The sequence below is a fragment of the Caballeronia pedi genome (assembly GCF_001544915.2).
In the GTDB taxonomy this organism is placed as follows: Bacteria; Pseudomonadota; Gammaproteobacteria; order Burkholderiales; family Burkholderiaceae; genus Caballeronia; species Caballeronia pedi.
In genome coordinates this window covers 193,844-220,252 of sequence record NZ_FCOE02000008.1, presented here as the reverse complement: position 1 = coordinate 220,252, position 26,409 = coordinate 193,844, and the positions used below count along the sequence as shown (strand labels likewise).

The 26,409-nt window shown below is 64.0% G+C and carries 21 protein-coding genes; 11 read left to right on the top strand and 10 right to left on the bottom strand.

Features of this window, described 5'->3' with window-relative positions; genetic code table 11:
- Window positions 1–71 precede the first annotated feature (71 nt).
- The 3 genes from AWB80_RS15040 to AWB80_RS15030 are packed head-to-tail and all read right to left on the bottom strand — an operon-like array spanning window position 72 to window position 5,772.
- A complete protein-coding gene (locus AWB80_RS15040; RefSeq protein WP_061175451.1) occupies window positions 72–1,538 on the bottom strand; it encodes an efflux transporter outer membrane subunit in 1,467 nt (488 codons plus the stop codon).
- Window positions 1,535–4,657 (bottom strand): efflux RND transporter permease subunit, encoded by a 3,123-nt coding sequence (locus tag AWB80_RS15035; protein ID WP_061175450.1) that lies wholly within the window; start codon window positions 4,655–4,657, stop codon window positions 1,535–1,537. The genes AWB80_RS15040 and AWB80_RS15035 overlap by 4 nt, the downstream gene beginning before the upstream one ends.
- Window positions 4,654–5,772: an efflux RND transporter periplasmic adaptor subunit gene (locus AWB80_RS15030; RefSeq protein WP_061175534.1), complete on the bottom strand. Its 1,119-nt coding sequence runs from the start codon at window positions 5,770–5,772 to the stop codon at window positions 4,654–4,656. Before AWB80_RS15030 ends, AWB80_RS15035 begins: the two co-directional genes overlap by 4 nt.
- A 262-nt stretch (window positions 5,773–6,034) precedes the next feature.
- On the opposite strand from AWB80_RS15030, the gene AWB80_RS15025 reads away from it, so the two are divergent.
- Complete coding sequence (locus AWB80_RS15025; protein ID WP_061175449.1) at window positions 6,035–6,658, top strand: TetR/AcrR family transcriptional regulator; 624 nt, start codon at window positions 6,035–6,037, stop codon at window positions 6,656–6,658.
- A 7-nt stretch (window positions 6,659–6,665) separates the two neighbouring features.
- On the opposite strand, the gene AWB80_RS15020 is transcribed toward AWB80_RS15025, so the two are convergent.
- Complete coding sequence (locus AWB80_RS15020) at window positions 6,666–7,451, bottom strand: AraC family transcriptional regulator (protein WP_061175448.1); 786 nt, start codon at window positions 7,449–7,451, stop codon at window positions 6,666–6,668.
- A 314-nt stretch (window positions 7,452–7,765) separates the two neighbouring features.
- On the opposite strand from AWB80_RS15020, the gene AWB80_RS15015 reads away from it, so the two are divergent.
- The 3 genes from AWB80_RS15015 (at window position 7,766) to AWB80_RS15005 (ending at window position 11,847) form a co-directional block, all read left to right on the top strand.
- Entirely contained in the window at window positions 7,766–9,937 is a 2,172-nt protein-coding gene (locus tag AWB80_RS15015; protein WP_061175447.1) for a TonB-dependent siderophore receptor, read from the top strand.
- A 189-nt stretch (window positions 9,938–10,126) separates the two neighbouring features.
- Complete coding sequence (locus AWB80_RS15010) at window positions 10,127–10,573, top strand: hypothetical protein (protein ID WP_244206513.1); 447 nt, start codon at window positions 10,127–10,129, stop codon at window positions 10,571–10,573.
- A gap of 95 nt (window positions 10,574–10,668) precedes the next feature.
- Window positions 10,669–11,847 (top strand): porin, encoded by a 1,179-nt coding sequence (locus AWB80_RS15005; RefSeq protein ID WP_061175445.1) that lies wholly within the window; start codon window positions 10,669–10,671, stop codon window positions 11,845–11,847.
- A 10-nt stretch (window positions 11,848–11,857) separates the two neighbouring features.
- On the opposite strand, the gene gcvA is transcribed toward AWB80_RS15005, so the two are convergent.
- Window positions 11,858–12,787, bottom strand: a complete 930-nt coding sequence (gcvA, locus tag AWB80_RS15000) for a transcriptional regulator GcvA (RefSeq protein WP_061175444.1) — start codon at window positions 12,785–12,787, stop codon at window positions 11,858–11,860.
- A gap of 99 nt (window positions 12,788–12,886) precedes the next feature.
- On the opposite strand from gcvA, the gene AWB80_RS14995 reads away from it, so the two are divergent.
- The gene (locus tag AWB80_RS14995; RefSeq protein ID WP_087131297.1) at window positions 12,887–13,594 is read left to right on the top strand and encodes an SDR family NAD(P)-dependent oxidoreductase; all 708 of its coding nucleotides are present in this window, start codon (window positions 12,887–12,889) and stop codon (window positions 13,592–13,594) included.
- A gap of 4 nt (window positions 13,595–13,598) precedes the next feature.
- Here the strand turns inward: AWB80_RS14995 and AWB80_RS14990 are convergent, their stop codons facing one another.
- From AWB80_RS14990 to AWB80_RS14980, 3 genes are all read right to left on the bottom strand, one after another.
- Window positions 13,599–14,294, bottom strand: a complete 696-nt coding sequence (locus AWB80_RS14990; RefSeq protein ID WP_061175442.1) for a hypothetical protein — start codon at window positions 14,292–14,294, stop codon at window positions 13,599–13,601.
- 72 nt (window positions 14,295–14,366) lie between these two features.
- Window positions 14,367–14,993, bottom strand: coding sequence for a superoxide dismutase (locus AWB80_RS14985; protein ID WP_061175441.1), 627 nt, complete (start codon window positions 14,991–14,993; stop codon window positions 14,367–14,369).
- A 32-nt stretch (window positions 14,994–15,025) separates the two neighbouring features.
- Window positions 15,026–15,511 (bottom strand): hypothetical protein, encoded by a 486-nt coding sequence (locus AWB80_RS14980; RefSeq protein WP_061175440.1) that lies wholly within the window; start codon window positions 15,509–15,511, stop codon window positions 15,026–15,028.
- Between the two features lie 167 nt (window positions 15,512–15,678).
- Here AWB80_RS14980 and AWB80_RS14975 point away from each other — a divergent pair, with 167 nt between their 5' ends.
- Complete coding sequence (locus tag AWB80_RS14975) at window positions 15,679–17,256, top strand: MFS transporter (protein WP_061175439.1); 1,578 nt, start codon at window positions 15,679–15,681, stop codon at window positions 17,254–17,256.
- Window positions 17,257–17,309: 53 nt separating this feature from the next.
- Here AWB80_RS14975 and AWB80_RS14970 read toward each other — a convergent pair whose 3' ends face one another.
- Together AWB80_RS14970 and AWB80_RS14965 are read right to left on the bottom strand one after the other, a co-directional pair.
- Complete coding sequence (locus AWB80_RS14970) at window positions 17,310–18,233, bottom strand: sterol desaturase family protein (protein ID WP_208635649.1); 924 nt, start codon at window positions 18,231–18,233, stop codon at window positions 17,310–17,312.
- 171 nt (window positions 18,234–18,404) lie between these two features.
- Complete coding sequence (locus AWB80_RS14965; RefSeq protein WP_061175438.1) at window positions 18,405–20,552, bottom strand: TonB-dependent siderophore receptor; 2,148 nt, start codon at window positions 20,550–20,552, stop codon at window positions 18,405–18,407.
- A gap of 259 nt (window positions 20,553–20,811) precedes the next feature.
- Between AWB80_RS14965 and AWB80_RS14960 the strand changes: the two genes are divergently transcribed.
- The 5 genes from AWB80_RS14960 to AWB80_RS43265 all read left to right on the top strand — a co-directional run bounded on the left by AWB80_RS14960 (window position 20,812) and on the right by AWB80_RS43265 (window position 26,177).
- A complete protein-coding gene (locus tag AWB80_RS14960) occupies window positions 20,812–22,035 on the top strand; it encodes a PepSY-associated TM helix domain-containing protein (RefSeq protein WP_061175437.1) in 1,224 nt (407 codons plus the stop codon).
- Between the two features lie 254 nt (window positions 22,036–22,289).
- The gene (locus AWB80_RS14955; protein ID WP_061175436.1) at window positions 22,290–24,497 is read left to right on the top strand and encodes a TonB-dependent receptor; all 2,208 of its coding nucleotides are present in this window, start codon (window positions 22,290–22,292) and stop codon (window positions 24,495–24,497) included.
- Window positions 24,498–24,722: 225 nt separating this feature from the next.
- Window positions 24,723–25,214 carry a type VI secretion system tube protein Hcp gene (locus AWB80_RS14950; protein ID WP_061175435.1) on the top strand — a complete coding sequence of 164 codons (492 nt, stop codon included), beginning with the start codon at window positions 24,723–24,725 and terminating at the stop codon, window positions 25,212–25,214.
- Window positions 25,215–25,216: 2 nt separating this feature from the next.
- On the top strand, window positions 25,217–25,627 hold the full coding sequence (locus AWB80_RS14945; RefSeq protein ID WP_061175434.1) for a DUF3592 domain-containing protein: 411 nt from the start codon (window positions 25,217–25,219) through the stop codon (window positions 25,625–25,627).
- Entirely contained in the window at window positions 25,620–26,177 is a 558-nt protein-coding gene (locus tag AWB80_RS43265) for a hypothetical protein (protein WP_143328047.1), read from the top strand. Before AWB80_RS14945 ends, AWB80_RS43265 begins: the two co-directional genes overlap by 8 nt.
- Window positions 26,178–26,409: the final 232 nt, after the last annotated feature.

Here is a 26,409-nt window from a genome sequence, read left to right as displayed (position 1 = left end):
GACAGACGCAGAAAGGGTTTCCCCCGATGGGAAATCCATTGCTTTCATGCTGTTTACGGACGGCCTTCGGTTTACTTTATGGTGCTTTCGCCGCCTTTTGACATGCGTTCGGCGGACGCGACGGGCGAGCCCATCGCCTGAAACAGCGCGGCCGTGTCGCTCATGCGCGCGCTGCTCGCGCGTATCGTGGAGAGCCGCGCGTTGAGATACTGCTGCTCGCTGCCGCGCGCGGCGCGCGGCGGGATCGCGCCGAGCCGCACGCGCGCCGCCGCATCCGACGAGGCGTCGCGCGCGGCGTTGCTGGCGGTGTCGGCGAAGGCGAGCGCTTCGCTGTCGGTTTCGAGCGAGGCCAGCGTGTTCGCGACGTTCTGAAACGCCGCGAGCACGGTCTGCTTGTACTGCTCGACGGCGGCGTCATACGTGGCGATAGCCGCGCGCCGTTGCGCGAGCAGCGCGCCGCCATGAAAAAGCGGCTGCGACAGCGAGGCGCCCACGCTCCACAGCGCACCCGCGCCGGACAGCGCCGTCGGCCAGTCGAAGCCGCCTTTGCCCATCGATGCGGAGATCGAAAGACTGGGGAACAACTGCGCCGTCGCCACGCCGACTTGCGCGGCGGCGCCTTTCAGCGCGGAGTCGGCGGCTTGAATATCGGGGCGCGTTTGCAGCAGTTCGGATGGCAGAACGACCGGCACATCCGGCGGCACCGTGAGACTCGCGAGATCGAGATCGTCCGGCGCCCGGTCCGGCGTGCGTCCGAGCAGCACGGCGAGCGCATGACGCGTTGCCAGCCATTGCGCGCGCAAGCCCGGCAATTGCGAGGCGAGCGACGCCGCATTCTGTTGCGCGTTGAGCATGTCGGCGCGCGAGGCCGAGCCGAGCGCATAGCGGCGCTCTGCGTCATGTGCATCGTCGCGGGCGAGTGCGACGAGGCGTTCGGTCACGTCGATCTGCGCATGCAGCGCCGCCGCGCCGATCGCGCCCGTCACGATGTTCGCCGCGAGCGCGCGGCGCGCCGCATCGAGTTGAAAGGCCTGTTGATCGACCTGCGCGGCGAGCGACGCATTCGCGTAGCGCGCCGCGCCGAAAAGATCGAACGTGTATTGCGCCTGAATCTGGCCGACGAAAAGGTTGTAGAGCACGGTCGGCGGGCCGCCCTGGGGAATGCCGAAGCCGCGCTGCCGCGTCGCTTGCCCGCCCGCATCGATCTGCGGCAGCAGCGACGAACCCACTTGCGCGCGCAACTGCTCGCGCGCGGCGACGAGGCCCTTGTCGGCGGCGGCGAGATTCGGGCTCGCGCGCAGGCCTTCATCGACGAGCACATTCAGCGCATCCGAGCGATACAGCTTCCACCATTCGGGCACGGGCGCGGCGCCCGCGACGAAGCGCTGCGATGCGCCTTCGGCCGTCACGCTCGCGTCCGCCTGCGGCTTAGCGCCGTAATGCGCGGGTTGCGGCATGGCGGGCGGCTTGCCATCGGGGCCGAGCGCGCATGCACCGAGCGCGATGCACGCCGCGATCATCAAAAGCCGGCGATTCATGACGATGCTCCTTCGCGTTCGTCGAGCTTCACGCGAAACCACGCGGCGTAGAGCGCGGGCAGATAGAAGAGGGTGAGCACGGTCGCGCTCGTGATGCCGCCCATCAGCGCGGTCGCCATCGGGCCGAAGAAGTTGCTGCGCAGAAGTGGAATCAGCGCGAGCACCGCGGCGGCGGCGGTCAGCGTGATTGGCCGGAAACGCCGCACCGTCGCGCCGATGATCGCATCGAAACGCTTGTGCCCGGAGGCGATGTCCTGCTCGATCTGATCGACGAGAATCACCGAGTTGCGCATGATGATGCCGAACATCGCGATGACGCCGAGCATCGCGACGAAGCCGAACGGCTTGCCGAATGCGAGCAGCGTGACGACCACGCCGATCAGGCCGAGCGGCGCGGTGAGGATGACCATCATCACGCGCGAGAAGCTCTGCAACTGGATCATCAAAAGCGTGAGCACGACGATCACCATCACCGGAATCTGCGCGTTGATCGACGCCTGACCCTTGCCGCTTTCCTCCACCGGGCCGCCCACCTCGATGCGATAACCCACCGGCAGCGCGCGGCGAATCTCGTCGAGTTTTTTGTCGATGGCCTGCGTCACGTCGATGCCTTGCGCGTCACCCTTCACGTCGGACTGCACGGTGATGGTCGGCTGACGGTCGCGTTCCCAGATCACGCCGTATTCGAGCGTATCGACGATGCGGCCCAGCGCGCTCAACGGCACCGGTCCGTGCGGCGTCGGCATCGCGAGCGTCGCGAGCCGCGAAGGATCGACGCGTTCGGTGCGCGGCGCGCGCAAATCGACGCTGATCAGCTTGTCGCGCTCGCGATACTGCGTGACGGTGGTGCCGGTCAGCGTCATCGCGAGAAAGCTCGCGACGTCCTGCGACGTGACGCCCGCATCGCGCGCTTTCTGCTGGTCGATCTCGAAGCGCACCGAGCGCTCCGAAGGCTCGTCCCAGTCGAACTGCACGTTGGTCGTGCGCGCATCGGCGCGCATGTCGGCGGAGACCTGCTCGGCGATATGACGCACCGTGCCGATGTCGTCGCCGCTCACGCGGAACTGCACCGGATAACCCACGGGCGGACCGTTTTCCAGCCGCGACAGACGCGTGCGCACGGCGGGAAAGCGCTCGCGCAACATCGGATCGAGCCAGCGCGCGAGGGCTTCGCGCGCTTCGACCGACTTCGCCGTGACGACGAACTGCGCGAAGTTGGGCGTCGGCAATTGCTGGTCGAGCGGCAGATAGAAACGCGGCGCGCCGGTGCCGACGAAGCTCACCACGTGATCGATTTCCTCGCGGCCCTTCAGCGCTTCTTCGAGCCGCTTCGCTTCGCGCAAGGTGGCGTCGAACGATGCGCCTTCCTGCAATCTCACGTCGATCAGCAGCTCGGGACGATCCGAGCTCGGGAAGAACTGCTGCGGCACGAGCGTGAAGCCGGCCATCGCGATGACAAACAGCACGACCGTGATCGCGAGCACGACGAAGCGCCGCTTCACGCACCAGCCGACCCAGCGGCGCAGGCGTCCGTAGAACTTCGTGTCGTAGATATCGTGTTCGTGATCGTCGGGCAGATGCGCTTCCTTCTTGCGCTCGGGCAGCAGCTTGTAGCCGAGCAGCGGGATCAGCACGACCGCCGCGAGCCACGACGAGATCAACGCGATCGCCGAGACTTCGAAGATCGAGCGCGTGTATTCGCCGGTGCTCGATTTCGCGAGCGCGATCGGCAAAAAGCCGGCGACGGTGACGAGCGTGCCGGTCAGCATCGGGAACGCGGTGCTCGTGTACGCGAACGCGGCGGCGCGCGCGCGGGTCCAGCCTTGCTCCAGTTTCACGGCCATCATCTCGACGGCGATGATCGCGTCATCGACGAGCAGGCCCAGCGCGAGAATCAGCGTGCCGAGCGAGACCTTGTGCAGGCCGATATCGAACAGATACATGAAGAGCGCGGTGACGGCGAGCACGATCGGAATCGAGATCACGACCACCATGCCCGTGCGCACGCCGAGCGACACGAGACTCACGATCAGCACGATGATGACCGCTTCGGCGACCGCTTCGAGAAAGTCGTCGACGGAATGCGAGACCGCGTGCGGCATGCTCGACACTTCGGTCAGCTTCAGTCCCGCTGGCAATTGCGCGCGCAACTTGAGCATGGCTTCGTCGAGCGACTTGCCGAGCCGCACGACGTCTTCGCCCGGCTGCATCGAGATGCCGATGCCGAGCACGGGCGTGCCCGCCGAGCGCATCTGCGTGGCGGGCGGATCGAGGTAGCCGCGCTGGATCGTGGCGATATCGCCGAGACGGAACGAACGGCCGTTCACGTTGATGAGCGTATCGGCGAGCGCATTCACGTTCTTGAACTGGCCGCTCGGGCGCACGAACACGCGATCGTTGGGCGTCGTCAGCACGCCGGCGGGCGAAACGGCGTTCTGCCCGTCGATGGCCTGCGCGATCTGCTGCGGCGAAATGTTCAGGCGCGTGAGCGTGGTGTTGGGAATCTCGACATAGATGCGCTCTTCCTGATCGCCGAAGTAATCGACCTTCGCGACGCCCGGCACGCGCAATAGAACGGTGCGCAACGCATCGGCGTAATCGTGCAGTTGCGCGGGCGAAAAGCCGTCGCCTTCGAGCGCGTAGATGTTGGTGTAGACATCGCCGAATTCGTCGTTGAAGAACGGGCCTTGCACGCCGGGCGGCAGGGTCGCGGCGATATCGCCCACTTTCTTGCGGATCTGATACCACTCCTCCGGCACGTCCTTCGCGGGCGCGGAGTCCTTCATCTGAAAGAAGATCAGCGATTCGCCGGGGCGCGAGTAGCTGCGCATGAAGTCCGTGTACGGCGTTTCCTGCAGCTTGCGCGCGATGCGGTCGGTCACTTCCTCCTGCACCTGACGCGCGGTCGCGCCCGGCCAGAACGTGCGAATCACCATCACGCGGAACGTGAAGGGCGGATCTTCGGATTGCGCGAGCCGCGTGTACGAGAGGATGCCGAAGATCGTCGCCATCGCGATCAGAAACACGACGAGCGCGCGATGCCGCAGCGCCCACGCGGAGAGATTGAAGCGGCCTTCTTCGTGGCGATGCGGGTTGTCGTCTTCGCGGGTGTCGCTCATGACGCGAAGTCCTCGGGATGCAGCGGCGCGACGACGCGCACTTTCTCGCCCGCGGAAACGGTATGCACGCCTTGCCAAACGATGCGCTCGCCCGCAACGACGCCGCCCGCGAGCGTCACCGTGCGCTCGCCATAGCGCGCGACTTCGACGCGTCGCAGTTCGAGCGCATCGCCCTGTTTGACGACCCACACGGCGGGATGGCCGTTGTCGTGGAAGAGCGCCGTCGATGGAACGGTGAACGCGCCTTGCGCGCCGTTGGACGCGGCGAACGCGATATCCGCTGTCATGCCGAGTCGCACGTCGGGCGTCGGCGCTTCGAGCGTGAGCTTGGCGCGCCAGGTGCGGCTTTGCGTATCGGCGGCGGGCGCGAGTTCGCGCACGCGCGCCTTGAAGGTCTGCCTAGGCAGTGCGGCGAGTTTCACGCTCGCTTCGCGGCCCACGGCGAACGCGCCGAGCGCGGCCTCGGGGACGTCGCAGATCACGTCGATATCGCCGCTCCAGGCGAGCGTGTAGACGGCCTGGCCCGCCGTGACGTTCTGGCCGGTGTCGGCCTGCTCGGCGGTGATGACGCCCGCGTGATCGGCGCTGAGGGTCGCGTAGCGCAACTGATCGGCCGACAGTCCCGCCTGCTGCTGCGCCTGATTGCGCTGCGCGAGCGCGGAAGCGTAGGCGTTCTGCGTCTGTTCGAGCTGCGCGGGCGCGATGAGGCTTTCCGCAGCCTGCGCGCGATCGCGGTCGAGCTGCTGCTTCGCATAGACGAGCTGATGCTCGGCGGCGTCGAGTTGCGCGCGGGCGCTCGCGTTGTTCTTCTCGGCATCGGCGGGATCGAGCCGGGCGACGATCTGTCCGGCTTTCACGGTATCGCCGAGGCGTGCGCGCCGCTCCAGAATCTTGCCGTTGATGCGAAACGAGAGCGGCGTCGAATAACGCGATTGAACCTGTCCGGGCAGGCTGGACGTGCCCGCGTGACCGTCCGCCTGCGCCGCGACGGCGACGACCGGGCGGGGCGCAGGCGCGGGCGCTTCATGCCGCTTGCAGGCGACGAGCGCAACGCAGACGATGGGAACGAATGCCGCGCGCGCCACGGCCGACGCGGGTGAGTGGAAGAGCTTCACAGAAACCTCGGCGCCCGCAAGGGCATGGTGCCGCGCGCCTTGGAACCGCGGCGCGCCGCTCATGGGCGAAGCAAGAGAAAGGAGTGTCCGGCGAACATCGTCGAGAAGCGAGCTTGGGCGGGGCGGTCATTGCACTGACCTGAAAGCCCCGTCCGGCAAGGGGTTCGACGACCCGGAAGAGAATACGAAGTGCATTCTAATACACAGTTGTATCTGAATGCAAAGACGGATTTGTAAGCCCGCCGATGCTACACTTTGGCACATGAAACCAGTACGTCTTACCCGCGAGCAGAGCCGTGACCAGACGCGTCAGCGTCTGCTCGACGCTGCGCAGGCGGTATTCATCAAAAAGGGATTCGGCGCGTCGAGCGTGGAAGATGTGGCCGCCGACGCGGGCTATACGCGCGGCGCGTTCTATTCGAACTTTTCGAGCAAGGCCGAGTTGCTGCTCGACGTGCTCAAGCGCGATCACGACACCATCATGCAGCGCCTGTCCACCCTGTTCGAGGACGGCGAGGCCTCGCGCGCCGACATGGAAGCGCGCGTGCTGCAGTACTACAGCGAGTGCTACCAGAACAATGCGTGCTTTCTGCTGTGGGTCGAAGCGAAACTGCACGCGAGCCGCGATCCGGGCTTTCGCGCGAGCTTCAATGCGCTGATGCGCGAACTCAGGCAGACCACCACCGACTACATCAAGGCATTTTCCGAGCGCGCGGGCACGCCGCTCACGATGCCGCCGGAACAGATGGCGCTCGGGCTCATCGCGCTGTGCGACGGCGTGCAGTTCTTCTATTCGTCGGACCCGCAATCGGTGCCGGCGCAGTTCGCCGAAGACGTTCTCGCGCAATTCTTTCGACGCGTCGTACTGAGCGGCGCTGGCGGATGACACGGCGTCACTTGCTCGCAAGGTAACGCTGCGGCGACTCGCCGGTCACCTGCCGGAACATCGCGATGAACGCGCTCGCCGTGCTGTAGCCCAGATCCGCCGATACGCGCGCGACCGTCTGCCCCAGCGCCAGACGCGTCAGCGCTTCCGATACCCGCATCTGCTGACGCCACGCGCCGAACGTCAATCCCGTTTCGAGCTTGAAGCGGCGCGCGAGCGTGCGGCCGCTCGCGCCGAATTGCTCGCCCCAGAAATCGAGCGTCTGCTCTGATGCCGGCGTGTTCATCATGTGCTCGCAGATCTTCAGGAGGCGCGCGTCGCGCGGCAGCGGCACGCCCGGCTCCTGCAGCGCGGCTGAATCGGCGAGCACTTTCATCAAAAGCGGCGCGGACAAGGCGGCACGGCTGCCCGTCGCGTATTCCCAGCCATCGGCGCTCAAGGCGAGCGCGAGTTCGCGCAGCAAGGTGGTCGCGGCGATGATCGCCGGTTCGCGCCACGTCCACGGAAACGCGCCCGGCTCGATGTAGACGTTGCACAGATCGGCGTCGCCGACCGCGTGCAGTTCGTGATCCACATCCGACGGCAGCCATAGCGCGCGCGACTGCGGCAGCGTCCAGGTGCGCGCGGGCGTGAGCGCGCGCACGACGCCGCGCAGCGCGAACACGAGCTGCCCGTGCTGATGCTGATGCCACGTCGCACGTTCGCCGTGACGGTAATGCAGCACGGACGCCACGACTTGCCGAGGCAGCGGCTCGCGCGTCGCGGGGTAGCGATTGAGCAGGAATTCCTTCATCGCGGCCGCAGAAGTGTGAATCGCCCGATAGCGGGAAATGACGTCATTTTGTCCAGAATTCGTTATTCGATGTCGGCCTTTCAGGAAACTGAACCGCTATGCTCCTTGCCTGTAGCGGCTGAGCGCCATATCGGCGATCCAATCAGGAATGATTCTCATTATAGCGAGAAGCCTGATTCGCCAGTGCGATTCCGTGATCCAGGCGCGCCAGAGCAGCGCGCGACATGACAAACACCGTTCCCCCAAAAAGTACGGACATCCGCCGGTGTCGGACGGATGCCGCTCAAGCCTTTAACAACAGTGGGTTCAACGCAATGAACAAGAGGACAGACCAGCCGGGCGCGCGGCGCACATCCCGCGCGGGAATCGGAGCGCTGACGCCGCTCGCCATCGCGCTCGTCGCCGTGTGGCCGAATCTCGTGCGCGCGCAGACGGAAGCGCCGTCGGGCAATGCGCTGCCGCCCGTCGTCGTGAGCGCGCAGCCGGATGCGCTCACCGAGGGCAGCGACTCGTATCGCGCGAAAGTCGCGACGGTCGCGGGCAAGACCGAGCAGACCATCAAAGAGATTCCGGGCTCCGTGTCCGTGCTGACGCGCCAGCGCATGGACGATCAGAACATGACCACGCTCGAAGACGCGCTGCTCTACGTCACCGGCGTGCAGGCCGTCGATTACGGCGACGGTACCGCGTACTTCAAGGCGCGCGGCAACATGCTCGGCATCCAGTTCGACGGCGTGTCGATCGTGGGCGGACTGCAATACCTGCAACAGTTCGATCTCGCGATGTACGACCGCGTCGAAGTGCTGCGCGGGCCGTCCGGCGTGATGGACGGCGCGGGCGATCCGGGCGGCACCGTGAATCTCGTGCGCAAGCGTCCGCAGGACCAGTTCCATGTGGCGACCGATACGCAGATCGGTTCGTTCGGCAGCGTGCGCCAGATGGTCGATGTCACCGGGCCGCTCAACAAGGAGGGCACCTTGCGCGGACGCGCGGTGATCGTCGGCAGCGATGCGTTGCAGTCGATCGACCGCAAGCGCGAGAAGGAAGTGATGGCGTACGCCGCGCTCGATTACGACTTCGATCCGCGCACCACGCTTTCGCTTTCCGCCGGCTATCAGGTGAATCCGATCAACGGCCTCGACTACGGCGCGCCCGGTGTCGTCAACGAGGATCAGACCGCGCTGGTCGGACGGGTGCCCAGCTCGTACGCGCAGAACTTCTCGCCGAGCTGGAACTACGGCTATACGTCGACGCAGGAGGTCAACGCGAACCTCGTGCATCGCTTCGAGAACGGGTGGAAGTCGCAGACGAATCTTTTCTATCGTCACCAGCTGGTCAAGGGCGACTACGCGTATGCGGGGCCCGGCGCCACGGCCGACGGCCTCACCTTCTACGGCGACCAGCGTCAGCGCAACACCTACGACTGGTTCGGCGCGGACACCAATGTGTCCGGCCCGGTGCAGCTTTTCGGGCAGACCCACACGCTCACGTTCGGCATGAACTATTCGCTGATGACGAACACGCAGCAGTCGGGCTTCGCTGCGGTCGACGGGCCGTTTCCGAACGGCCTCTTCAGCCTCTTCGATCCCAACGCGGTGCCGCACGTCGACGTGCCGTTCACCTATGGCGCGAACAATCGCACGGAACAATACGGCTTCTACACGCAGGCGCGCGTGCGTCTGGCGAAGCCGCTCACGCTCGTGCTCGGCGCGCGTCTCGACTTCTATCAGCAACAGGGGCAAACCTTCATTCCGGACGCGAGCGACTGGAGCACGCAGGCGCAGTTGAATCATCGCTTCCTGCCCTCGGCGGGCATCGTGTACGACATCGTGCCGTGGCTCACGGCCTATGCGAACTACTCGAAGTTCGTCGCGGCGCAGACCGCGGTGACGTACACGGGCATCGGCCTCGGGCCGCGCACCGGCGAGCAGTACGAAGCGGGCCTGAAGGGCAGCTTCCTGAACGACCGTTTGTCGGCGACGGTCGCGGCGTTTCGCATCAACGACAACAATCGCGCGATCAGCGATCCCGATCATGCGACCGGCGCGATTCCCGGCGGCAAGTCGCGCGATCAGGGCTTCGAAGTGGAGATCGCCGGACAGCCGCTGCCGAACTGGAATATGTTCGCGGGCTACACCTATCTCAACGTTCACTACGACAACGACACGCCCAACCTCACGGACGGCACGGACCCGAAGCATCTGTTCAAGCTGTGGACCAACTATCGCTTCTCGCAGGGCATGTTGAGCGGCGTGTCGGTCGGCGGCGGCATGCTGGCGCAGACGCGCATTTCGCGCGGCGTGGAGCAGGGCGCGTATGCGATCTTCAATGCGCAGATCGGGTATCGCTTCAACAAGCACGTCGAAGCATCGCTGCAACTGAACAATATCTTCGATCGCGAGTATTACCTGCGGCCGCCGGGGAACTTCTATAGCGTGTTCGGGGACCGGCGCAATGTGATGCTGGCGGTGAGGAGCGATTTCTGATTCGTCGCGAACGGGGCCGCGCGTCGGCGCGGCTTCTATTTCGATTTCCTGCACAATCCTTCTGCTCGATTCGATTGGCAGAGCCAATGTCGCGTGAAATGTCATCGCTCGGTAATACATCGGCAAATGAATTAAAATGCTTTAAGAACGCCGGGCTCTGCCCGACAGTAGCGTCCTCGCGGGCATTCGATGACACGCCAAATCCAGAGATTTTGGGTCGCCGGCATCGTGGTTTTTCTTGTCGGCAGCTTCGCATCAGCCAATGAACAAACGCGCCTGATTCCATTTCAGCGAGTCGCGGCGGACTGGCTGTTCTTCCCCTCTCCGGCTATCGTCTCGACTGCTGGCGTCCATTCGGCGAAGCCTCGTCATCCTCGATATCTCTTCAAAAGCACGATCGACGCGCTGGACGCGATCACGCTGTCCAGATACGAAAAGAGCATTCATCCGGACCTCGGGCAGCTCGCCCGGCTTTCTCCGCAGCCGCCTTCACCGACTTCCGTCCCCGCACCGATGAAGCCGCGCGACGACCTCACGAACGGAGAAGACGAATGGCATTTCTCCGCCAATCCGCAGCTTGGCGCGAATCATGAGCACGAAAAGGGTGTGACGTTCTCCGTACGCCACGACTTCTGAACATTCATACTTTGCGCTTGCCGGTCGCCGATGCCGTCGCATAAAGTGGATGAAGCATCCCGCGTTTTATCCCGACATCGATGGAGCCCAGGCAAATGAACAAGTTGCTGGTAACCGGTGCGGCGGCAATGGTCACGCTCTCGGGCGCGGCGCATGCGCAGAGCAGCGTCACGCTCTATGGCTTGATCGACGCGGGCGTCACTTACACGAACAACCAGATCAACACGACGGGCGCCGGGCATAGTAACTGGGAGCTGAAAAGCGGCCCCGTCGAGTACAGCCGCTGGGGCTTGCGCGGCGCCGAGGATCTCGGCGGCGGGCTGAAAGCCATCTTCAATCTGGAGAGCGGCTTCAACGTGAACAACGGACAGTACACGTCGAGCAATCGCATCTTCAACCGGCAGGCGTATGTGGGCTTGTCGAGCCGTGAATTCGGCACGCTGACGTTCGGCCGTCAGACCGACGACATGGTCGATTTCGTCGCGCCGCTTTCGTTGACCGGCACGCAGTATGGCGGCACCCACTTCGCGCATCCGTTCGATATCGACAATCTCAACGATTCGTTTCAGATCAATAACGCCGTGAAGTATCAAAGCCCGGATTTCGCGGGATTCAAGCTCGGCGCGCTGTATGGCTTTTCCAATCAGGCCGGCGGCTTTTCGAACAATCGTGCATATAGCCTCGGCATGTCGTATATGTGGGGACCGCTGAATTTTGGCGCGGGCTTCATGCAACTCAACAGCGACGCCGCAACAGCGGGACAGCTCAACACGAATGGCGCCGTCACCGATACGTCGGGTTCATCGCTCGCGGGCGTGCTCACGTCGAATGCCGTGCCGCTGGGCGCGCTGTCGAGCCGTCAGCAGACGTGGGGCGCGGGTGTGAACTATGCGTTCGGTCCGGCCGTGGCAGGCCTCGTCTATACGCAAACGAATCTGACGCAGTTGTTCCAGTCCGGCCTCAGCACGCACTTCCAGAACTTCGAAGGCAACCTGCGTTATGCGTTGACACCGGCCGTCGAACTTTCCGCCGCCTACACGTACACGCGCGCGGGCGGACTCGCGGGCGGCGGCAATCCGCATTGGAACCAGGTCAGCGCGATGGCCGGCTACAGCTTCACGCGGCGCACCGATGTCTATGTGCAAGGCGTGTGGCAGGGCGTGAGCGCGAGCAGCGGATCGCCATTGGGCGCGGCGTGGATCAACGGCCTCACCGCGCCTTCTTCGACGAACAATCAGGTCGAGGCGACGGTCGGATTGCGGCATCGTTTCTGAACGCTGTCCTTCAACGCGAGCCAGACGCGCGTGCTTCGCGCATGAGCCAGTCGCGGAACGCGGCGAGCCGTCGCAGACTCGCGCCCTCCGGACGGTACACCACGTAATACGCCAGCGGCGATGTGAACGAGACCTCCGGAAAGAGCCGGATCAGGCGGCCTGCGGAGATGTCGTCGCGCGCCATCACGCTGCGTGCGAGCGCGATACCCTGTCCGTCGATGGCCGCTTGCAGCACCGCTGCGGAATTATTGATCTTCAATCCGCGCTGGACCGATGCCTTCTGCACGCCGGCATTCGCGAACCACGCGCTCCATGACGCGAAACCCGCTTCACTATCCACGGAAAGATCGTGGATCAGCGTTTCGCGCGCGAGTTCGCGCGGCTCGCGCCACTTCGGCCGCTTCTTCAGTAGCGCCAGTCGCGGCGAGCAGACGGGATAGATTTCCTCGTCCATCAACTTCTCGGCGGCGAGCCCAGGCCACGTTCCCGCACCATAGCGCACACCGATATCGATACGTTGAGCCTGAAAGTCCAGCAGCTTCAGGCTCGTGTCGAGGCGCACGTCGGTATCCGGGCACGCCGACTGGAAACGTTCGATACGCGGCAATAGCCATTTGGCGGCGAACGCGGGGCTGACGGTCACCGTCAGCACGCCACTCGACGATGCTTCCTTCAGGCGTTCGAGCCCGAGCGACAGTCGATCCAAGCCTGCGCGGATATCGGGCAGCGCGCGTTCGGCGATCTCGTTCGGCACCAGCCGCGCGCGGCCTGCGCTGCTGCGAACGAAGAGCGCCGTACCAAGCCATTCCTCCAGACCGCGCACGAGTTGACCGACCGCCGCCGGTGTCACGCTCAGTTCTTCGGCTGCGGCGGAGAAGCTCTGATGCCGCGCGCTCGCCTCGAACGCGCGCATCGCGTTCAGATAAACGGGGGATTTCATGTCGCAAAGAATTTCTATCCGAGGCGGACAGAATATCTCATTTGCCGATGTGGATGACGGTGCGGAGAATTGCCTTCATCGAATCTTTTCTGGAACATCATGAGTACAAGTTTTTCTTCCAAGTCTGTGGTGATCGGCGGGCGCGACGAAGCGAAGCTGCGTCGGGCCGCCGCCGATATCGATCCGACCGGCGCGCGTGTGCGCTTTCTTGCTGGCGACATCGCGCTGCCCGCCACTGCCACGGCGCTCGTCGACATGGCGACGAGCGCCTTCGGCGGCGTCGATATTCTGATCAACAACGCCGGCATCTTTCGGCCGAAGGCGTTCCTCGACATGAACGAGTCGGAATACGACGGATTCCTGAACATCATTCTCAAGGGCAAATTCTTCATGGCGCAGGCGGCCGCGAAGGCGATGCTACAACGCGGTTCAGGCGCGATCGTGCAGACGGGTTCGCTCTGGGCGCTGCAGGCGATCGGCGCGACACCATCAGCGGCGTATTCGGCGGCGAATGCTGGCGTGCACGCGCTGACGCGCAATCTCGCCATCGAACTGGCGGTGTCGAACATCCGCATCAATACGGTTGCGCCGGGGGTCGTCGAGACGCCGGTCTACAACACCTTCATGACCGACGCGCAAGTGAAGGACACGCTGCCCGCCTTCAACGCGTTTCATCCGCTCGGGCGCAATGGCCAGCCCCGCGACGTCGCCGAAGCAATCCTGTTCCTCGCATCGCCGCAGGCCGCGTGGATCACGGGCACCGTGCTTCCGGTCGATGGCGGCGTGATGGCCGGGCGCCACGCCTGACGAATCACGCCAGGCGGATGCCTTCCGTGCCGGCGTCATACGCGCGGGAAACCTGCGGCCGTGCGAATTCGCGATCTTGCCGATGGCGATATTTGCGGCCCCATTCAGTCACGGGACGCGCACGCTCGTTCGCGCAGAAGTTTTCGAACTCGCGCCACGCGTCCTCGTAATGGCCTTCGCGGGCAAGTTCGAACGGATTCCCGCCGGTTGCGCACGATGCCAGATTCAGCAGCGCCTTCAGGATCGGGCGGCATGCGTGGCTGATGAAAGGGTCCGCCTCTTCGCGCGGCCACTCGTTCGCCGCGATGAGCATCCGGCGCCACGCAAGAATAGTCTCGCGGCAGGCGTCGCATTGCGCGTCGCCCTGAACGAGCGCGCTCGCCTCCAGCACCGCGGTGGCGTGCTCCTCCAGTTTCGACAGCTTGATCCACGCGGCGCGGGCGAGCGAATCCGGCGTGCCGTCGTCGCAGTCGATGAGACCGCCGACGGGATCCATCGGCGGCTCGATCTTCATGACGATGCCTTCTTGATGCAGCATCACGCGCACGCTGAAATCGGCGACGAGCATCGCAAGGCGGCAGCCCCAGCGCATGCTCATGTCGTGAAGCCATGCTTCATCGGAGGTGCGAAGCGCCGCGGCGATTTCTTCGCGTGCATCGGCGAGCCATCGGCTTTGCGCAATCCCATCGGTTCGACTCATGACGTCATCTCGATGCCAGCGGAATCGCCTAGCTTACTCGCCCCGGCTGCGCGCGTCTCCTGAGACTACTGCTTATGCGCCGCGCGCCGTCGCGTAGCGGCGCGACACTTCCGGCCAGTTGATCACGTTGTAGAACGCCGCGATGTACTCCGGCCGGCGGTTTTCATACTTCAGATAATAGGCGTGCTCCCAGACATCGAGCCCGAGAATCGGCGTGTTCCCCGACGCGATGTCCGTCATCAGCGGACTGTCCTGGTTGCCGGTGCTTTCGATCGCGAGCTTGCCTTGCCTGTCGACGTTGAGCCACGCCCAGCCGCTGCCGAAGCGCGTCAACGCGGCTTTGGTGAACGCGTCCTTGAAGGCGTCGAAACCGCCGAGATCCTGATCGATCGCAGCGGCCAGATCGCCGTCCGGCGCCCCGCCGCCGTCGGGCGACATGATCGTCCAGAAGAGGCTGTGGTTCGCGTGTCCGCCGCCGTTGTTGCGCACGGGCGCACGGAGCGCTTCGGGCAGCGCGTCGATTCTCGCGATGAGCGTTTCGACCGCCACGTCCCGATGATCCGACTTCTCCAGCGCCGCATTCAGGTTGTTCACGTAGGTCTGGTGATGCTTCGTGTGATGCACTTCCATCGTGCGGGCGTCGATGTGCGGTTCGAGCGCATCGAATGCATAGGGCAGGGGAGGCAGGCTGTAGGGCATCGGAAATCTCCTTGTCGTATCGATGGAAGCGCTCAATGACGCGCGGGACTTGCGCCATTGAGCGCGGCGTCGCCGCCGGCGATGGCGCAGTTGATGAGCGGATGCGGCCCGTGTCGCGCGATGTGGCGAATCAGGGCGACATACGTTTCGCGGCTGTGATGCAGGGCGGCCTGCCGCAGCGACGCGGGCCGCGCGGCGTCGAGCGACAGCGCGATCAGCGTTTCATGGACGCGGCACAGAAGCGGGGCGGCCGCGTTCGGGTCACCCTGGGCGACGCGAAGATCGGCGAGGTTGTGATGCGAGACCACGAGCGCGGCGAGGCAATCGTCGGCGCGGCCCGCGGGCGGTGCGTCGATCAGGCGTTGCGCGATCGACAGCGCGCGCTCGTAACCGGCGAGCGACAGCGCGGTTTGCCGGTCGCGCTCGGCTTTCACGGCCTGGCGCATCGCGGTTTCCCACAGGGACAGGCTGGGCGTGTCGGACGTCGGCGATACAAAGTCTGCAATCTGCTGATGCATGGCGAAGGCTCCTGTTCCATCGCCCTTTGCGTCGACCGAAAGCCTGCGTACTCGGGATGCTTAATGATAACCATTATCATTTGAGCTTGCCAACCACGTTGCCGGCGTGGACATACGGCGACGATTGGCCTTTACTTGGGCCTTTACGTGAACATCCGGACGCGACCTTGGCCAGCCGACACCTCGACATCCAGCCCCACGCGCACGCCGTCGCATCGCAAGCGAGCCCGTGCGACGAACTCGTCATTCGCGCGCAACCCGTCGCGGCCGGCGAGCCGTGCCGGCGCAAGCGCCTCGCGCTGGCGGCGACGATTCTCGGTTCGAGCATGGCGTTCATCGACGGCTCCGTCGTCAACGTCGCATTGCCCGCGATACAGAGCGAACTCGGCGCGAGCATCGCGGCGATGCAGTGGGTCGTCAACGCGTATCTGCTGCTGCTCGGCGCGCTGGTGCTGGTCGGCGGTTCGATGGGCGACAAGCTCGGCCGGCGCAAGGTGTTCATCGCGGGCGTCGCGATCTTCACGGTGGCGTCGGCGGCGTGCGGCTTCGCGCCGGGCATGCGCTGGCTGATCGCGGCGCGCGCGCTGCAGGGCGTCGGCGCGGCGCTGCTGGTGCCGGGCAGCCTCGCGATCATCGGCGCGGTGTTCGAGGGCGAGGCACGCGGACGCGCGATCGGCACGTGGGCGGGCGTCGGCGCGATCACGTCGTCGGTCGGACCGGCGGCGGGCGGCTGGCTCGTCGATGCGTTTTCCTGGCGCGCGATCTTCTTCCTCAATCTGCCGCTCGCCGCCGCGACGATCGTGCTGGCGCTGGTGTCCGTGCCCGACAGCCACGACGCCGACGCGCCACAAACCCTCGACTGGCCCGGCGCGGCCTGCACCGCGGCGGGCCTCGCGGCGCTCACGTACGGTCTCACGGAAGCGCCGTCGCGCGGCTTCGCCGATCCGCTGGTGCTGGGCATGATCGGCGCGGGCATCGCGCTGCTTGCCGCGTTCATCGCGATCGAAACGAAATCCCGCGATCCGATGATCCCGCTCGACATCTTCCGTTCGCGCGATTTCACCGGCGCGAATCTCGTTACGCTGCTGCTTTATTTCGGGCTCGGCGGCGTGCTGTTCTTCCTGCCGTTCACGCTGATTCGCGCGTACGGTTACAGCGCGACCGAAGCCGGCGCGGCGGTGCTGCCGATGCCGCTCATCATCGGCGTGCTGTCGCGTTTCACGGGCGGATTGACGGGGCGCTTCGGCGCGCGGGCGTTGCTCGTCGCCGGGCCGTGCGTCGCCGGGCTCGGTTTCGCGATGCTCGCGCTGCCGTTCGCCGCGCGCGGCTACTGGGCGGGTTTTTTGCCCGCGCTCATCGTGCTCGGGATTGGGCTGACGATCACGGTCGCGCCGCTGACCACGACCGTGATGGCGTCGGTGCCGGGCGAGCGCGCGGGCGTCGCGTCCGGGATCAACAACGCGGTCGCGCGCGTGGCGAGTCTGCTGGCGATCGCGGTGCTCGGCATCGTGTTCGTGTGGTCGCACGACGCGGCGTTGTCGGCGCGGCTCGATCAACTGCATCTGCCGCATCCGGGCGCGCTGTCTCTCGAAGTACAGGCGCCGCCTGCCGCGTCATCGACGCCGCTCGCCCGCGCGCAAGCCGATGCCATCGCCGATGCGTTGCACGCCGTCGCGTTGCTGTCCGCCGCGTGCGCGTTCGCCGCGGCGGGCGTCGCGGCGGCGACGATCCGTCGCAAGAAATAAAAAAACCCCGATGCCGGTCATCGGGGTTCGAAGGTACCGCTTCGATGCGCTCGTTAGTGGCCGACGTGGGCCGGTTGTTGTTCGATCGCCTTGGCGCGCTTTTGCAATTCTTCGGTCGTCTGCCCTTCGCCGTTCGGCAGCCAGCCCGGAGGACGCAGCAGGAAGCCGACCGCATCCGACACGCTCTTCGCGTTGAACATGTCCTTCACGAGACTGACCCAGTGTTCCATTTCGACGACGACCGGGTTATGCGAAGTCACCGGCGTCGTCAGACCGTAGCGGCAGGGCTCGTCAGCGCGTTCTTCCACGTAGGTGCCAAACAGACGGTCGAAGATAACCAGCACGCCGCCGAAGTTCGCATCGAGATAGATCTCGTTCGACGCATGGTGCACACGGTGCGCCGACGGCGTGTTGAACACATATTCGAGCCAGCCGAGCTTCGGAATCCACGTCGCATGCAGCCAGAACTGGTAGAGCAGGTTGATCGACACGACCGCGAGCACCACATCCGGTTTCACGCCGAACCACACGAGCGGGGTGAAGAAGATGGCCGAACCGGCGATCTTGGTCAGCCAGCCGAGACGGTACGCGGACGACAGCGTCAACTGGTTCGGCGAGTGATGGACCGCGTGATTCGCCCAGAAGAAGCGGATCGTGTGCGACGCGCGGTGATACCAGTAGTAGCAGAACTCCTGTCCGATGAAGAGCAGGAAGATCGTCAGCGCGGTGTTCGTCGTGACCGTGTGGATGCGATGTTCCCACGCGAAGTTGAAGACCGGCGTCGCGAGCGAGATCGGCAGGAATGCGAGCAGCTTGCGGCCGACGAGATCGACGAGCGAGATCCAGGTCTCGTGCCAGTCGAAAGCCTTTTCGGTGCCTTTGTACTTGAAGTGCAGCACGACAGCTTCGATCATCGACGCGGCGAGCACGATGCCCATCACATACATCGAGATTTTTCCGAGCAGTTCCAGTTCCATGACGGTTCGCCTTGGTGGGTGGTTGCGAATGAACCCATTGTGGCGATCGGCCCGGTTAAAAACCACGCACAAACTATTTCATGAAATGTCACGGCCCGCCCGCAAAGCCTTGTGGCATAAGGGGCGGGCGTTTCGTGCGAGTTATTTCAAAGTATGTCGACGCACCGGGAATCAGAATTCGACGCGCGCGTTGAGCGACAGCGTGCGCGGCTCGCCCGGCTGAATGTAGTCGGCATATTGGAATTCCCAGTAGCGGCGATTCGTCAGGTTGTCGATCGCCGCGCGCAAGCCGACGTTATGTCCGGCGATGCGCGTCGTGTAAGTCGCGCCGAGATTCATGACCAGATAGCCCGGCACCTTGATGTCGCCGGAGGGACTCAGGCTCGTGTTGCCGGTGAACTTCGCGTCGGCGCCGAGCGAGAGTCCCGGCACGACGGGCACCGCGTAATTCACGTGCGCCGCCGCGACGAATCCCGGCGCGCCCGCCACGCGATTGCCGTTGTTCGTCGAGCCTTTTTCGTAGTGCGTCGCGATCCACATCAGATCGCCGCCGACCGTCCAGTTGTTGCCGAGGCGCACGTCCAAGCCCGCTTCGGCGCCCTGGAAAATGGACTCGCCGTCCTCGACGAACACATTGTCGCTGTTCGCATATTGCGCGCCGCGCTCGATGCGGAACAGCGCGGCCGTCGCGCTCCAGCGCGAGTTCTGGCTCTTCACGCCGACCTCGTATTGCTTGCTGCGCAGCGGCTTGAGCAACTGGCCGGCATTCGCATACGTGTCGCCGACGACGTTGCCCGCCTCCAGTGATTCGACATAGCTGGCATAGAGCGTCGTGCCGGGCGTGAGCTTGTACATCAGCGCGACGGTCGGCGTGAGAACGCCGTTCTGCGAATAGGTCGACGCTGTGCTGCCGTCGAGGCCGTAGCCGTGCTGTTCGTAGTTCGTGTAGCGCACGCCGCCGAGCACGGACCAGCGCTCGGTGAGCGCGATCGTGTCGCTCGCGAAGAGCGCCTTTTGCGTAACGTCGGCGGCGCGGTAGGTGTAGAAGCCCTGACTGTCGTAGCGGTTTACGTTCGGCTCATAGAGATTGCCCGTGCCGATCTGCCCAAAGAACGGGTTCGCGCCGTTGTCGCTGGTCTGCTTCTGGTACGCCGCGCCGAACACGAGCTGATGCCTGAGCGGGCCGGTCTTCACGAGACCTTCTGCCATCACCTGGAACGTGTTGAGCTGATGCCCTTCCTTGCCTTCGAAGCGATAGTCGTTGTAGTCGCCGGCCTGATCGAGCAGATACCACGTGCCTTCATTGCGATAACGCGTGCTCTTGCTGAAGCTGTACGTCGCCGAGAGGGTCCAGTCGGGACTCAGGTTGTAGTGCAGACCGGCCGTGTAGATCTGCAGGTTCGTGTTCAGATGCTGGTCGGGCGTCTGGAGCGTGCTGCTGCCGCCGGAGAGCGTCGCGGGCAGCGCGGTGCCTGTGTATTGCGCGGTCGAGATTGCCGTCGTGATGCCCGACGCATGCCGCTCCTGATACAGCGCGCCGAAGGTCGCGGTGAGATCGCGCGTCAGGCGCGCGTCGGCGGCGAGCGAGAAGGAGTCGCGCCGCACGTTGCCGTCGTTGTAGGTCTTGCCTTCCTCGTGCGTCGCGTTGAAGCGATAGCCGAACATGCTGTCCGGCCCGACGCGCCCGCCGAGATCGAGATGCTCCGTCCACACGGACGTCGAACGATAGCCGACATCGACGCTCGCGATCTGCCTGTCGGTCGCGGGCGGCTTCTTCGTCACATAGTTCACGACGCCGCCCGGCGCGCCGAAGCCGTACATGAAACCCGACAAGCCTTTGAGCAGCTCGACGCTTTCGAGCTGCTCGTAGGGCATCGTGATGCCGTAGCCGTTGAACGGCTGGCCGTCGATCTTGAAGCCGTTCTGCCAGTCGAGCTGCATGCCGCGCACGGTGATGTAGCTGGCCCACGCGTTGTACGGATTGCTGTTGTCGGACACGGACGCGTCCTGCGCGAAGACGTCGCCGAGCTTGTTGGCCTGGCGGTCGGCGAGCTCCTCGCCAGTGACGATGGTCGTCGAGAAGGGCGTTTCCAGTTGCGTGCGCGAGCCGAGCGCGCCGCTCGCGACGTCATCGCGCAAATGCTGCAGCGTGTCCTGCGACGCGCTGACCGAAATCGCGGGCAGCGACGCTTCCGGCGTGCCTTCCGTGCCTTGGGCCATCGCGGTCTGCGCTGTCGCGAAGAGCAGCAGCGCCGCCAGTGTCGAAGGCTTCATGGCCGGTGTGGCCGGGAATGCGCGGCCGCGCGTCGCTGATTTCATGGTCTTTCCGTCGTCGATGGATAGTTTTTTAAATGCGAATCGTTCGCATTTCGAGCGACGGCATTCTGCCTCAAAACCTTGCGCTTTTGTAGACTTTCGCTTCATTGTCTTTGCCGATTGACGACAAAAAATCGGTAAGCAGCTTACGAAAACCTTGTGCGCCCGGGGCAACATCGATAAAATGCGAACAATTCCTATTTACATCGCATCAAAAGATGATCGCTGTCGCGCACGACTATCGCTCCGAGGGTTCGCGGGCATGAGACCGGTTCTGGTTCGCCTGCATCGCTGGCTCGGCGTCGCGACCGCGCTCTTTCTGTTCGTCTCGGGGCTCACCGGCGCGATCATCGCGTGGGATCACGAAATCGACGAGATCCTCAATCCGGCGTTCTTCCACGCGCGCACCGACGGCCCCGCGCTGCCGCCGCTCGAACTCGCGCGACGCGTCGAGGCGGCCGATCCGCGCGTCGAAGTGACGTATATGCCGCTCGGCTTCGAGCCGGGACACACCGCGCAGATGATGGTGATGCCGCGCACCAACCCGGCGACCAACGCGCCGTACGATGTCGCCTACAACCAGATCGCCGTCGATCCCGCGACGGGGCAGGTTCAGGCGCAGCGCATGTGGGGCGCGCTGTCGCTCGCGCGCATCGACCTGATGCCGTTTCTCTACAAGCTGCACTACACGCTGCATCTGCCGATCGTCGGCGGCTTCGATATCGGCACGTGGCTGATCGGCATCGTCGGCATGCTGTGGTTTTTCGATAGCGGCATCGCGCTGATTCTGTCGTTCCCGAGCGTGAAGGCGTGGCGCAAGTCGTTCGCGTTTCGCGTGAAGCGCGGCGGCTACGCGCTCACGTTCGATTTGCATCGCTCGGGCGGCGTGTGGATCTGGGGCTTGCTGCTCGTGATGGCGCTCACGTCGATCTCGATGAATCTCGCCGAACCCGTGATGCGCCCGGTTGTCTCGATCTTCTCGAAGCTCTCGCCCTCGTTTCTAGACAACGCCGAACTCGTGCGCGCCGGCCCGCCGGGAAAGCCGCTCGCCACGCGCGAGCAGATTCTCGCAGCCGCCGCCCGCGACGCGAAGCGCGAAAACCTCACCGAGCCGATGGGCGCGCTCTATTTCGCGCCGATGTTCAAGGCGTACGGCGTCGGCTTCTTCGCGCCCGGCCGCGACCACGGCGACATGGGTCTCGGCAACGCCTGGCTCTACTACAACGGCCAGACCGGCGCGCTCGCGGGCTCGTCGATTCCGGGCCGCGGCTCGGCCGGCGACATCTTCATGCAGGCGCAGTTTCCGCTGCATTCGGGACGCATCGTCGGGCTGGGCGGGCGCATTCTCGTGAGCGCGGTGGGCGTCGCGGTCGCGATTCTGAGCGCGACCGGCCTTATCATCTGGTTCAGAAAGCGCGCGGCGCGACGCCATTCGGCAGCCGCGGCGAACGCGCGCACTGCGCGCAGCGGCTCGGTGACGTCTTGACGACACCGGCGAATCGTGCGTAATTCGCTCGAATAAAGCTCGACAGGAACACCCTGAAGGGGTGGGATGTTGCGTTCGCGCAAATCCTTTGCTTCTTGAATGATAACGACTCTTATTTCACTTATAATCCGCGCATAACTAGTCTCGCCCGTCCCGCGCTAGCCGCGACCGGTCTTGCGACTCAGAACAATGCCGCCCGGATTCCAGTCACGCCCCGGGACGGAAGACCGACCAACCTCGTAGTTTCCGTATCCATGTCCGCTTCCCGTTCGTCCCGCTCGCAGGCCGCGCCTGCGCAGGCGCTGTCTCATCGCGCCGTTATCGCCGTTGCCGTCGCGATGGTCTTCTCCCTGTCCGCCCACGCGCAATCGACCGACTCCGGCAACACCAGCGCGGCCGCGCCGCAGGAAAGCGCGTTGCCGGCCGTCAAGGTTCAGGCGTCGAAGGATGCCTTGCCCGGCGACCTCGCGCCGACCTTCGCGGGTGGCCAGGTCGCGCGCGGCGCCGATTTCGGCGTGCTCGGCCAGCAGAAGATGCTCGACGTGCCGTTCAGCATGACGACGTACACGTCGAAGCTGATCGAAGACCAGCAGGCGCGCACCCTCGCCGATGTCCTCGCGAACGATCCGTCGGTTCGGACTGCGTACGCTTTCGGCAATTTCGCGGAAACCTACGTCATCCGCGGCTTCCAGTTGCAGGGCGACGATGTCTCGCTCAACGGCCTGTACGGCATCACGCCGCGCCAGCTCGTCGCGACCGACGCGCTCGAGCGCGTCGATCTGTTCAAGGGCGCGAATGCGTTTCTGAACGGCGCGTCGCCCAACGGCTCGGCGGTGGGCGGCGGCCTGAACCTGCAACTCAAGCGCGCCGACGACAAGCCGCTCACGCGCGTGACGCTCGAAGGCTCGGCATCGGGCGAGATCGGCGCGCATATCGATATCGGCCGGCGCTTCGGCAGCGAAGGGCAGTTCGGCATCCGCGTGAATCAGGCGAATCACGACGGCGAATCGAGCGTCGACGGCGAACATCGCCGCGACAACACCACGGCCGTCTCGCTCGACTGGCGCGGCGACAAGCTGCGTCTCTACGCCGATTTCCTGTATCAGCGCCAGCGCATCAACGGCGGCCGTCCGACCGTCAACGACTTCGCTAACTTCATTCCGGAGCCGCCTTCGGCGACGTACAACTACGGTCAGACCTGGAGCTTCAGCTCGATCGAGGATACCGTCGGCATCCTGCGCGCCGAGTATGATTTCCTGCCGGGCTGGACGGCCTACATCACGGGCGGCGCGCGCCACACCGACGAGCACGGCGAGTATTCGTCGCCGAGCATCCAGGCCAACGGCACGACCACCGCGACGCGCCTCGGCGTACCGCACAAGGAAGACGGCACTTCCGCCGAAGCGGGCGTGCGCGGCCACTTCAACACTGGGCCGGTGTCACACTTCGTGACGGCGGGCGCGTCGATCGTGCGTGTCGATTCGAAGTCGGCGTTCACCTTCAGCAGCTCGTTCCCGACCAGCATCTACGACACGCCGCAAGTGCCGTATCCGGCGACCATCCTGACGGGCGGCAATCTCTCCGATCCGCAGACGGTGACGCTCAACCTGATGCGCAGCGTGTCGATCTCCGACACGCTCGGCTTCCTGAACGATCGCGTGCTGTTCACCATCGGCGCGCGCCATCAGGAACTGCTGACCAATGGCTACAGCTACGCCGGCGTCCAGACGCAGGCCTACAACGATTCGATCACGACGCCGGTCTTCGGTCTCGTCGTCAAGCCGATGCAGAACGTCGCGCTGTTCGCGAATCACAGCGAAGCGCTGACGATCGGCGATACGGCGCCCAACACCGCGGCGAACTTCGGCGAGCAGTTGCCGCCCGCGAAGTCGAAGCAATGGGAAGTCGGCGCGAAGTACGACAACGGCCAGTACGGCGCGTCGTTCGCGGCGTTCCAGATCGAGAAGCCGCTGACTTTCGTCAACAGCTCGAACATCTTCGTCGCGGACGGCACGCAGCGTAATCGCGGGCTGGAAGCGTCGATCTACGGCGAGCCGGTGCACGGCGTGCGCCTGATCGCGGGCGCGACGTACATCCACGCGACGCAGTACGACACGGGCACGGGCTCGACGGACGGTAACAAGCCGATCGGCGTGCCGACGATGATGTTCAACGTCAACGCGGAATACGATGTGCCGGTGCTCAACGGCCTCACGCTGACGGCGCGCTGGATCCACACGGGCTCGCAGTATCTGAACGTGACGAACACGCTGTCGATTCCCGCATGGGATCGCTTCGACCTCGGCGCGCGTTATGCGACCGTGCTGTTCGGCAAGCCGACGACGTTCCGCGCGAGCGTGCTGAACGTGGCGAACAAGTCGTACTGGTCATCGACGATCGGTGGTTATCTGACGCAGGGCGCGCCGCGCACGGTGCTGTTGTCGATGACGACGGATTTCTGATTCGTCCGAGTCGAAGCGATTGAAAACGCCGCGCGTTCGCGAGAACGCGCGGCGTTTGCATTTCGCGCCCAGCGTGTACGGCCTAACGTCCGTCCCCTATGCCGATTCACAAATGGGAAATCTCGTATGGCAATCGTGTCGCGACGATCTTTATTCTCTGCGCGCCCTCTCGCTTGTGGGAGGGGTAAGACATTCAGAGACCGCGCAAGGAAAGAAGGAACAGCAATGAGTGACACGAATATTTTTATGAAAATTGCAGGCGTGAAGGGTGAGGCGGCAGCCGCCGGACACGTCGGGGAGATCGACGTGCTGAGTTGGCAATGGGAGATGCACCAAGATGCTCGTGGCGAATCGCGCCACAAGCGCGCGACCATCGAAAATATGAACTTCGTACAGCGTGTCAACTTGGCATCAAGCAGTCTGCTGCAAATGCTTTTGCAGAACACCGTGGCGTCGGAAGGTGTTCTAACCGTTCTTGCTCCCAATGCGCAGTCATCGACGACACCGCTCGGCAAGATCATCCCGCCTAAGCCGACGCTTCAGATATTCATGAAAAAGGTCATGGTGCATCGAATCGTGCCTTATGGAACCGCATATGGGCATTTCGAAAATGTTGTGATCTCGTTTGAGGAATTCAAGCGTGAATACACTCCACAGAGCATAGAGGGCGTCGCGTGTGGCGTTGCGACTGTTCTTTACCGGATGTGCGATGACTAAACATGTTCAAGATTGATCGAACCAAAATCAATTGGGATACCGTGATTATCGGCTGCGCATTTTTTGCGCTTCAGCTTCCCTTTCTGCCGTCGACGCTGGAGTTTCGACTTTATTCTGTCGTCACGTGGGGCACGGTGGTCAAGCTCAACGCCGGGGGCTTTCATCCTGAAATCGAATTCACCACGAGTGACGGCAGACGATCGTCTTTCGCGGGAAGCACTACGTATCGTACAGAGGTAGGTGATCGCGTCGAGATCAGATATAGGACGACTCCGCGTGTTCAAGCGAGAGTGAATAACGAGTTGAGCATCTGGGGCGTCCACACGTTTCTCACGGCGTTCTCTGCGGTTTTCATCATAGGCGGTCTATACGGTATGCGCACGAACCAACATCGGTGGGGCGACGATGATTAAATCAAGTGATTGGGAATATGAAACGGCTGGGTCTGCCGCGACTTCAATTGGTGATCTGCTGCTTTCGGGCGGCAAGTTTGTTCTGCGAGATCCCAGCAAGAAGCTCCACGCATTTCGTTATGCAGGGCTTGGCGCGGGCGTTGGTCTGAGCACTCGCATACCGAAGAGTCTTCGACTGCCCGATATCAGATTGCCGCGTAAAGGCACGGTAAGCGGTTCGGGCGCGACGACAGACTTTCAAGGCGGTGGCGTCGTCTATCGGTTCTGCGAATCTGAGTTGAAGCCACAGGACTTCGCAGGGGTGACGATTTATGTTGATGCGGGCGCAGGACTTCTCGTTACGGAAAACGTCTCAGGCTTCATAGCAGGGATTGATCAGCGAGCCATGATTCCGTGGATGTTCAATCCCGGCTTGTTCGCGACCGCGCTCGGGGCAAGCGCGAAAGCCTTTGTCCTCTTGCGTGGAATGGGTGAGGGGCTAGTCGATAGCATAGGAGGTGGCGTTATGCTCGGCTCGATCACCTACACCGGCCCATACGCTGTGCATTGATTGACCAGGGAGCGCATCCGCGATAGGACCGTTCCCGCGAACCCAGTCCCAGCCCGCTCAGTAAGCGGGCTTTTTTACTATCTGCGTGCGCTTGCGGGTGCAAGTCTCGCCGCGAGTTGATAACGGTGAGCGAAGTCAAGCTTGAGCACTGGCGTCGCGGCACTACCATCTACCGGGAGCTACGCGCGTTGGGGGCACTGCATGAGGTTGCCCGCCAAGGGGCGGCGAACAG

Excerpts from the sequence above, each read along its gene's own strand:
- AWB80_RS15010 (WP_244206513.1), top strand. The coding sequence starts at position 10,127 with ATGACACGCCAAATCCAGAGATTTTGGGTCGCCGGCATCGTGGTTTTT.
- AWB80_RS14950 (WP_061175435.1), top strand. The coding sequence starts at position 24,723 with ATGAGTGACACGAATATTTTTATGAAAATTGCAGGCGTGAAGGGTGAG.
- AWB80_RS14980 (WP_061175440.1), bottom strand. The coding sequence starts at position 15,511 with ATGCATCAGCAGATTGCAGACTTTGTATCGCCGACGTCCGACACGCCC.
- AWB80_RS14960 (WP_061175437.1), top strand. The coding sequence starts at position 20,812 with ATGAGACCGGTTCTGGTTCGCCTGCATCGCTGGCTCGGCGTCGCGACC.
- AWB80_RS14990 (WP_061175442.1), bottom strand. The coding sequence starts at position 14,294 with ATGAGTCGAACCGATGGGATTGCGCAAAGCCGATGGCTCGCCGATGCA.
- gcvA (WP_061175444.1), bottom strand. The coding sequence starts at position 12,787 with ATGAAATCCCCCGTTTATCTGAACGCGATGCGCGCGTTCGAGGCGAGC.
- AWB80_RS14955 (WP_061175436.1), top strand. The coding sequence starts at position 22,290 with ATGTCCGCTTCCCGTTCGTCCCGCTCGCAGGCCGCGCCTGCGCAGGCG.
- AWB80_RS15005 (WP_061175445.1), top strand. The coding sequence starts at position 10,669 with ATGAACAAGTTGCTGGTAACCGGTGCGGCGGCAATGGTCACGCTCTCG.
- AWB80_RS14985 (WP_061175441.1), bottom strand. The coding sequence starts at position 14,993 with ATGCCCTACAGCCTGCCTCCCCTGCCCTATGCATTCGATGCGCTCGAA.
- AWB80_RS15035 (WP_061175450.1), bottom strand. The coding sequence starts at position 4,657 with ATGAGCGACACCCGCGAAGACGACAACCCGCATCGCCACGAAGAAGGC.
- AWB80_RS43265 (WP_143328047.1), top strand. The coding sequence starts at position 25,620 with ATGATTAAATCAAGTGATTGGGAATATGAAACGGCTGGGTCTGCCGCG.
- AWB80_RS14945 (WP_061175434.1), top strand. The coding sequence starts at position 25,217 with ATGTTCAAGATTGATCGAACCAAAATCAATTGGGATACCGTGATTATC.
- AWB80_RS15015 (WP_061175447.1), top strand. The coding sequence starts at position 7,766 with ATGAACAAGAGGACAGACCAGCCGGGCGCGCGGCGCACATCCCGCGCG.
- AWB80_RS14970 (WP_208635649.1), bottom strand. The coding sequence starts at position 18,233 with ATGGAACTGGAACTGCTCGGAAAAATCTCGATGTATGTGATGGGCATC.
- AWB80_RS15020 (WP_061175448.1), bottom strand. The coding sequence starts at position 7,451 with ATGAAGGAATTCCTGCTCAATCGCTACCCCGCGACGCGCGAGCCGCTG.
- AWB80_RS14995 (WP_087131297.1), top strand. The coding sequence starts at position 12,887 with ATGAGTACAAGTTTTTCTTCCAAGTCTGTGGTGATCGGCGGGCGCGAC.
- AWB80_RS15025 (WP_061175449.1), top strand. The coding sequence starts at position 6,035 with ATGAAACCAGTACGTCTTACCCGCGAGCAGAGCCGTGACCAGACGCGT.
- AWB80_RS14965 (WP_061175438.1), bottom strand. The coding sequence starts at position 20,552 with ATGAAATCAGCGACGCGCGGCCGCGCATTCCCGGCCACACCGGCCATG.
- AWB80_RS15040 (WP_061175451.1), bottom strand. The coding sequence starts at position 1,538 with ATGAATCGCCGGCTTTTGATGATCGCGGCGTGCATCGCGCTCGGTGCA.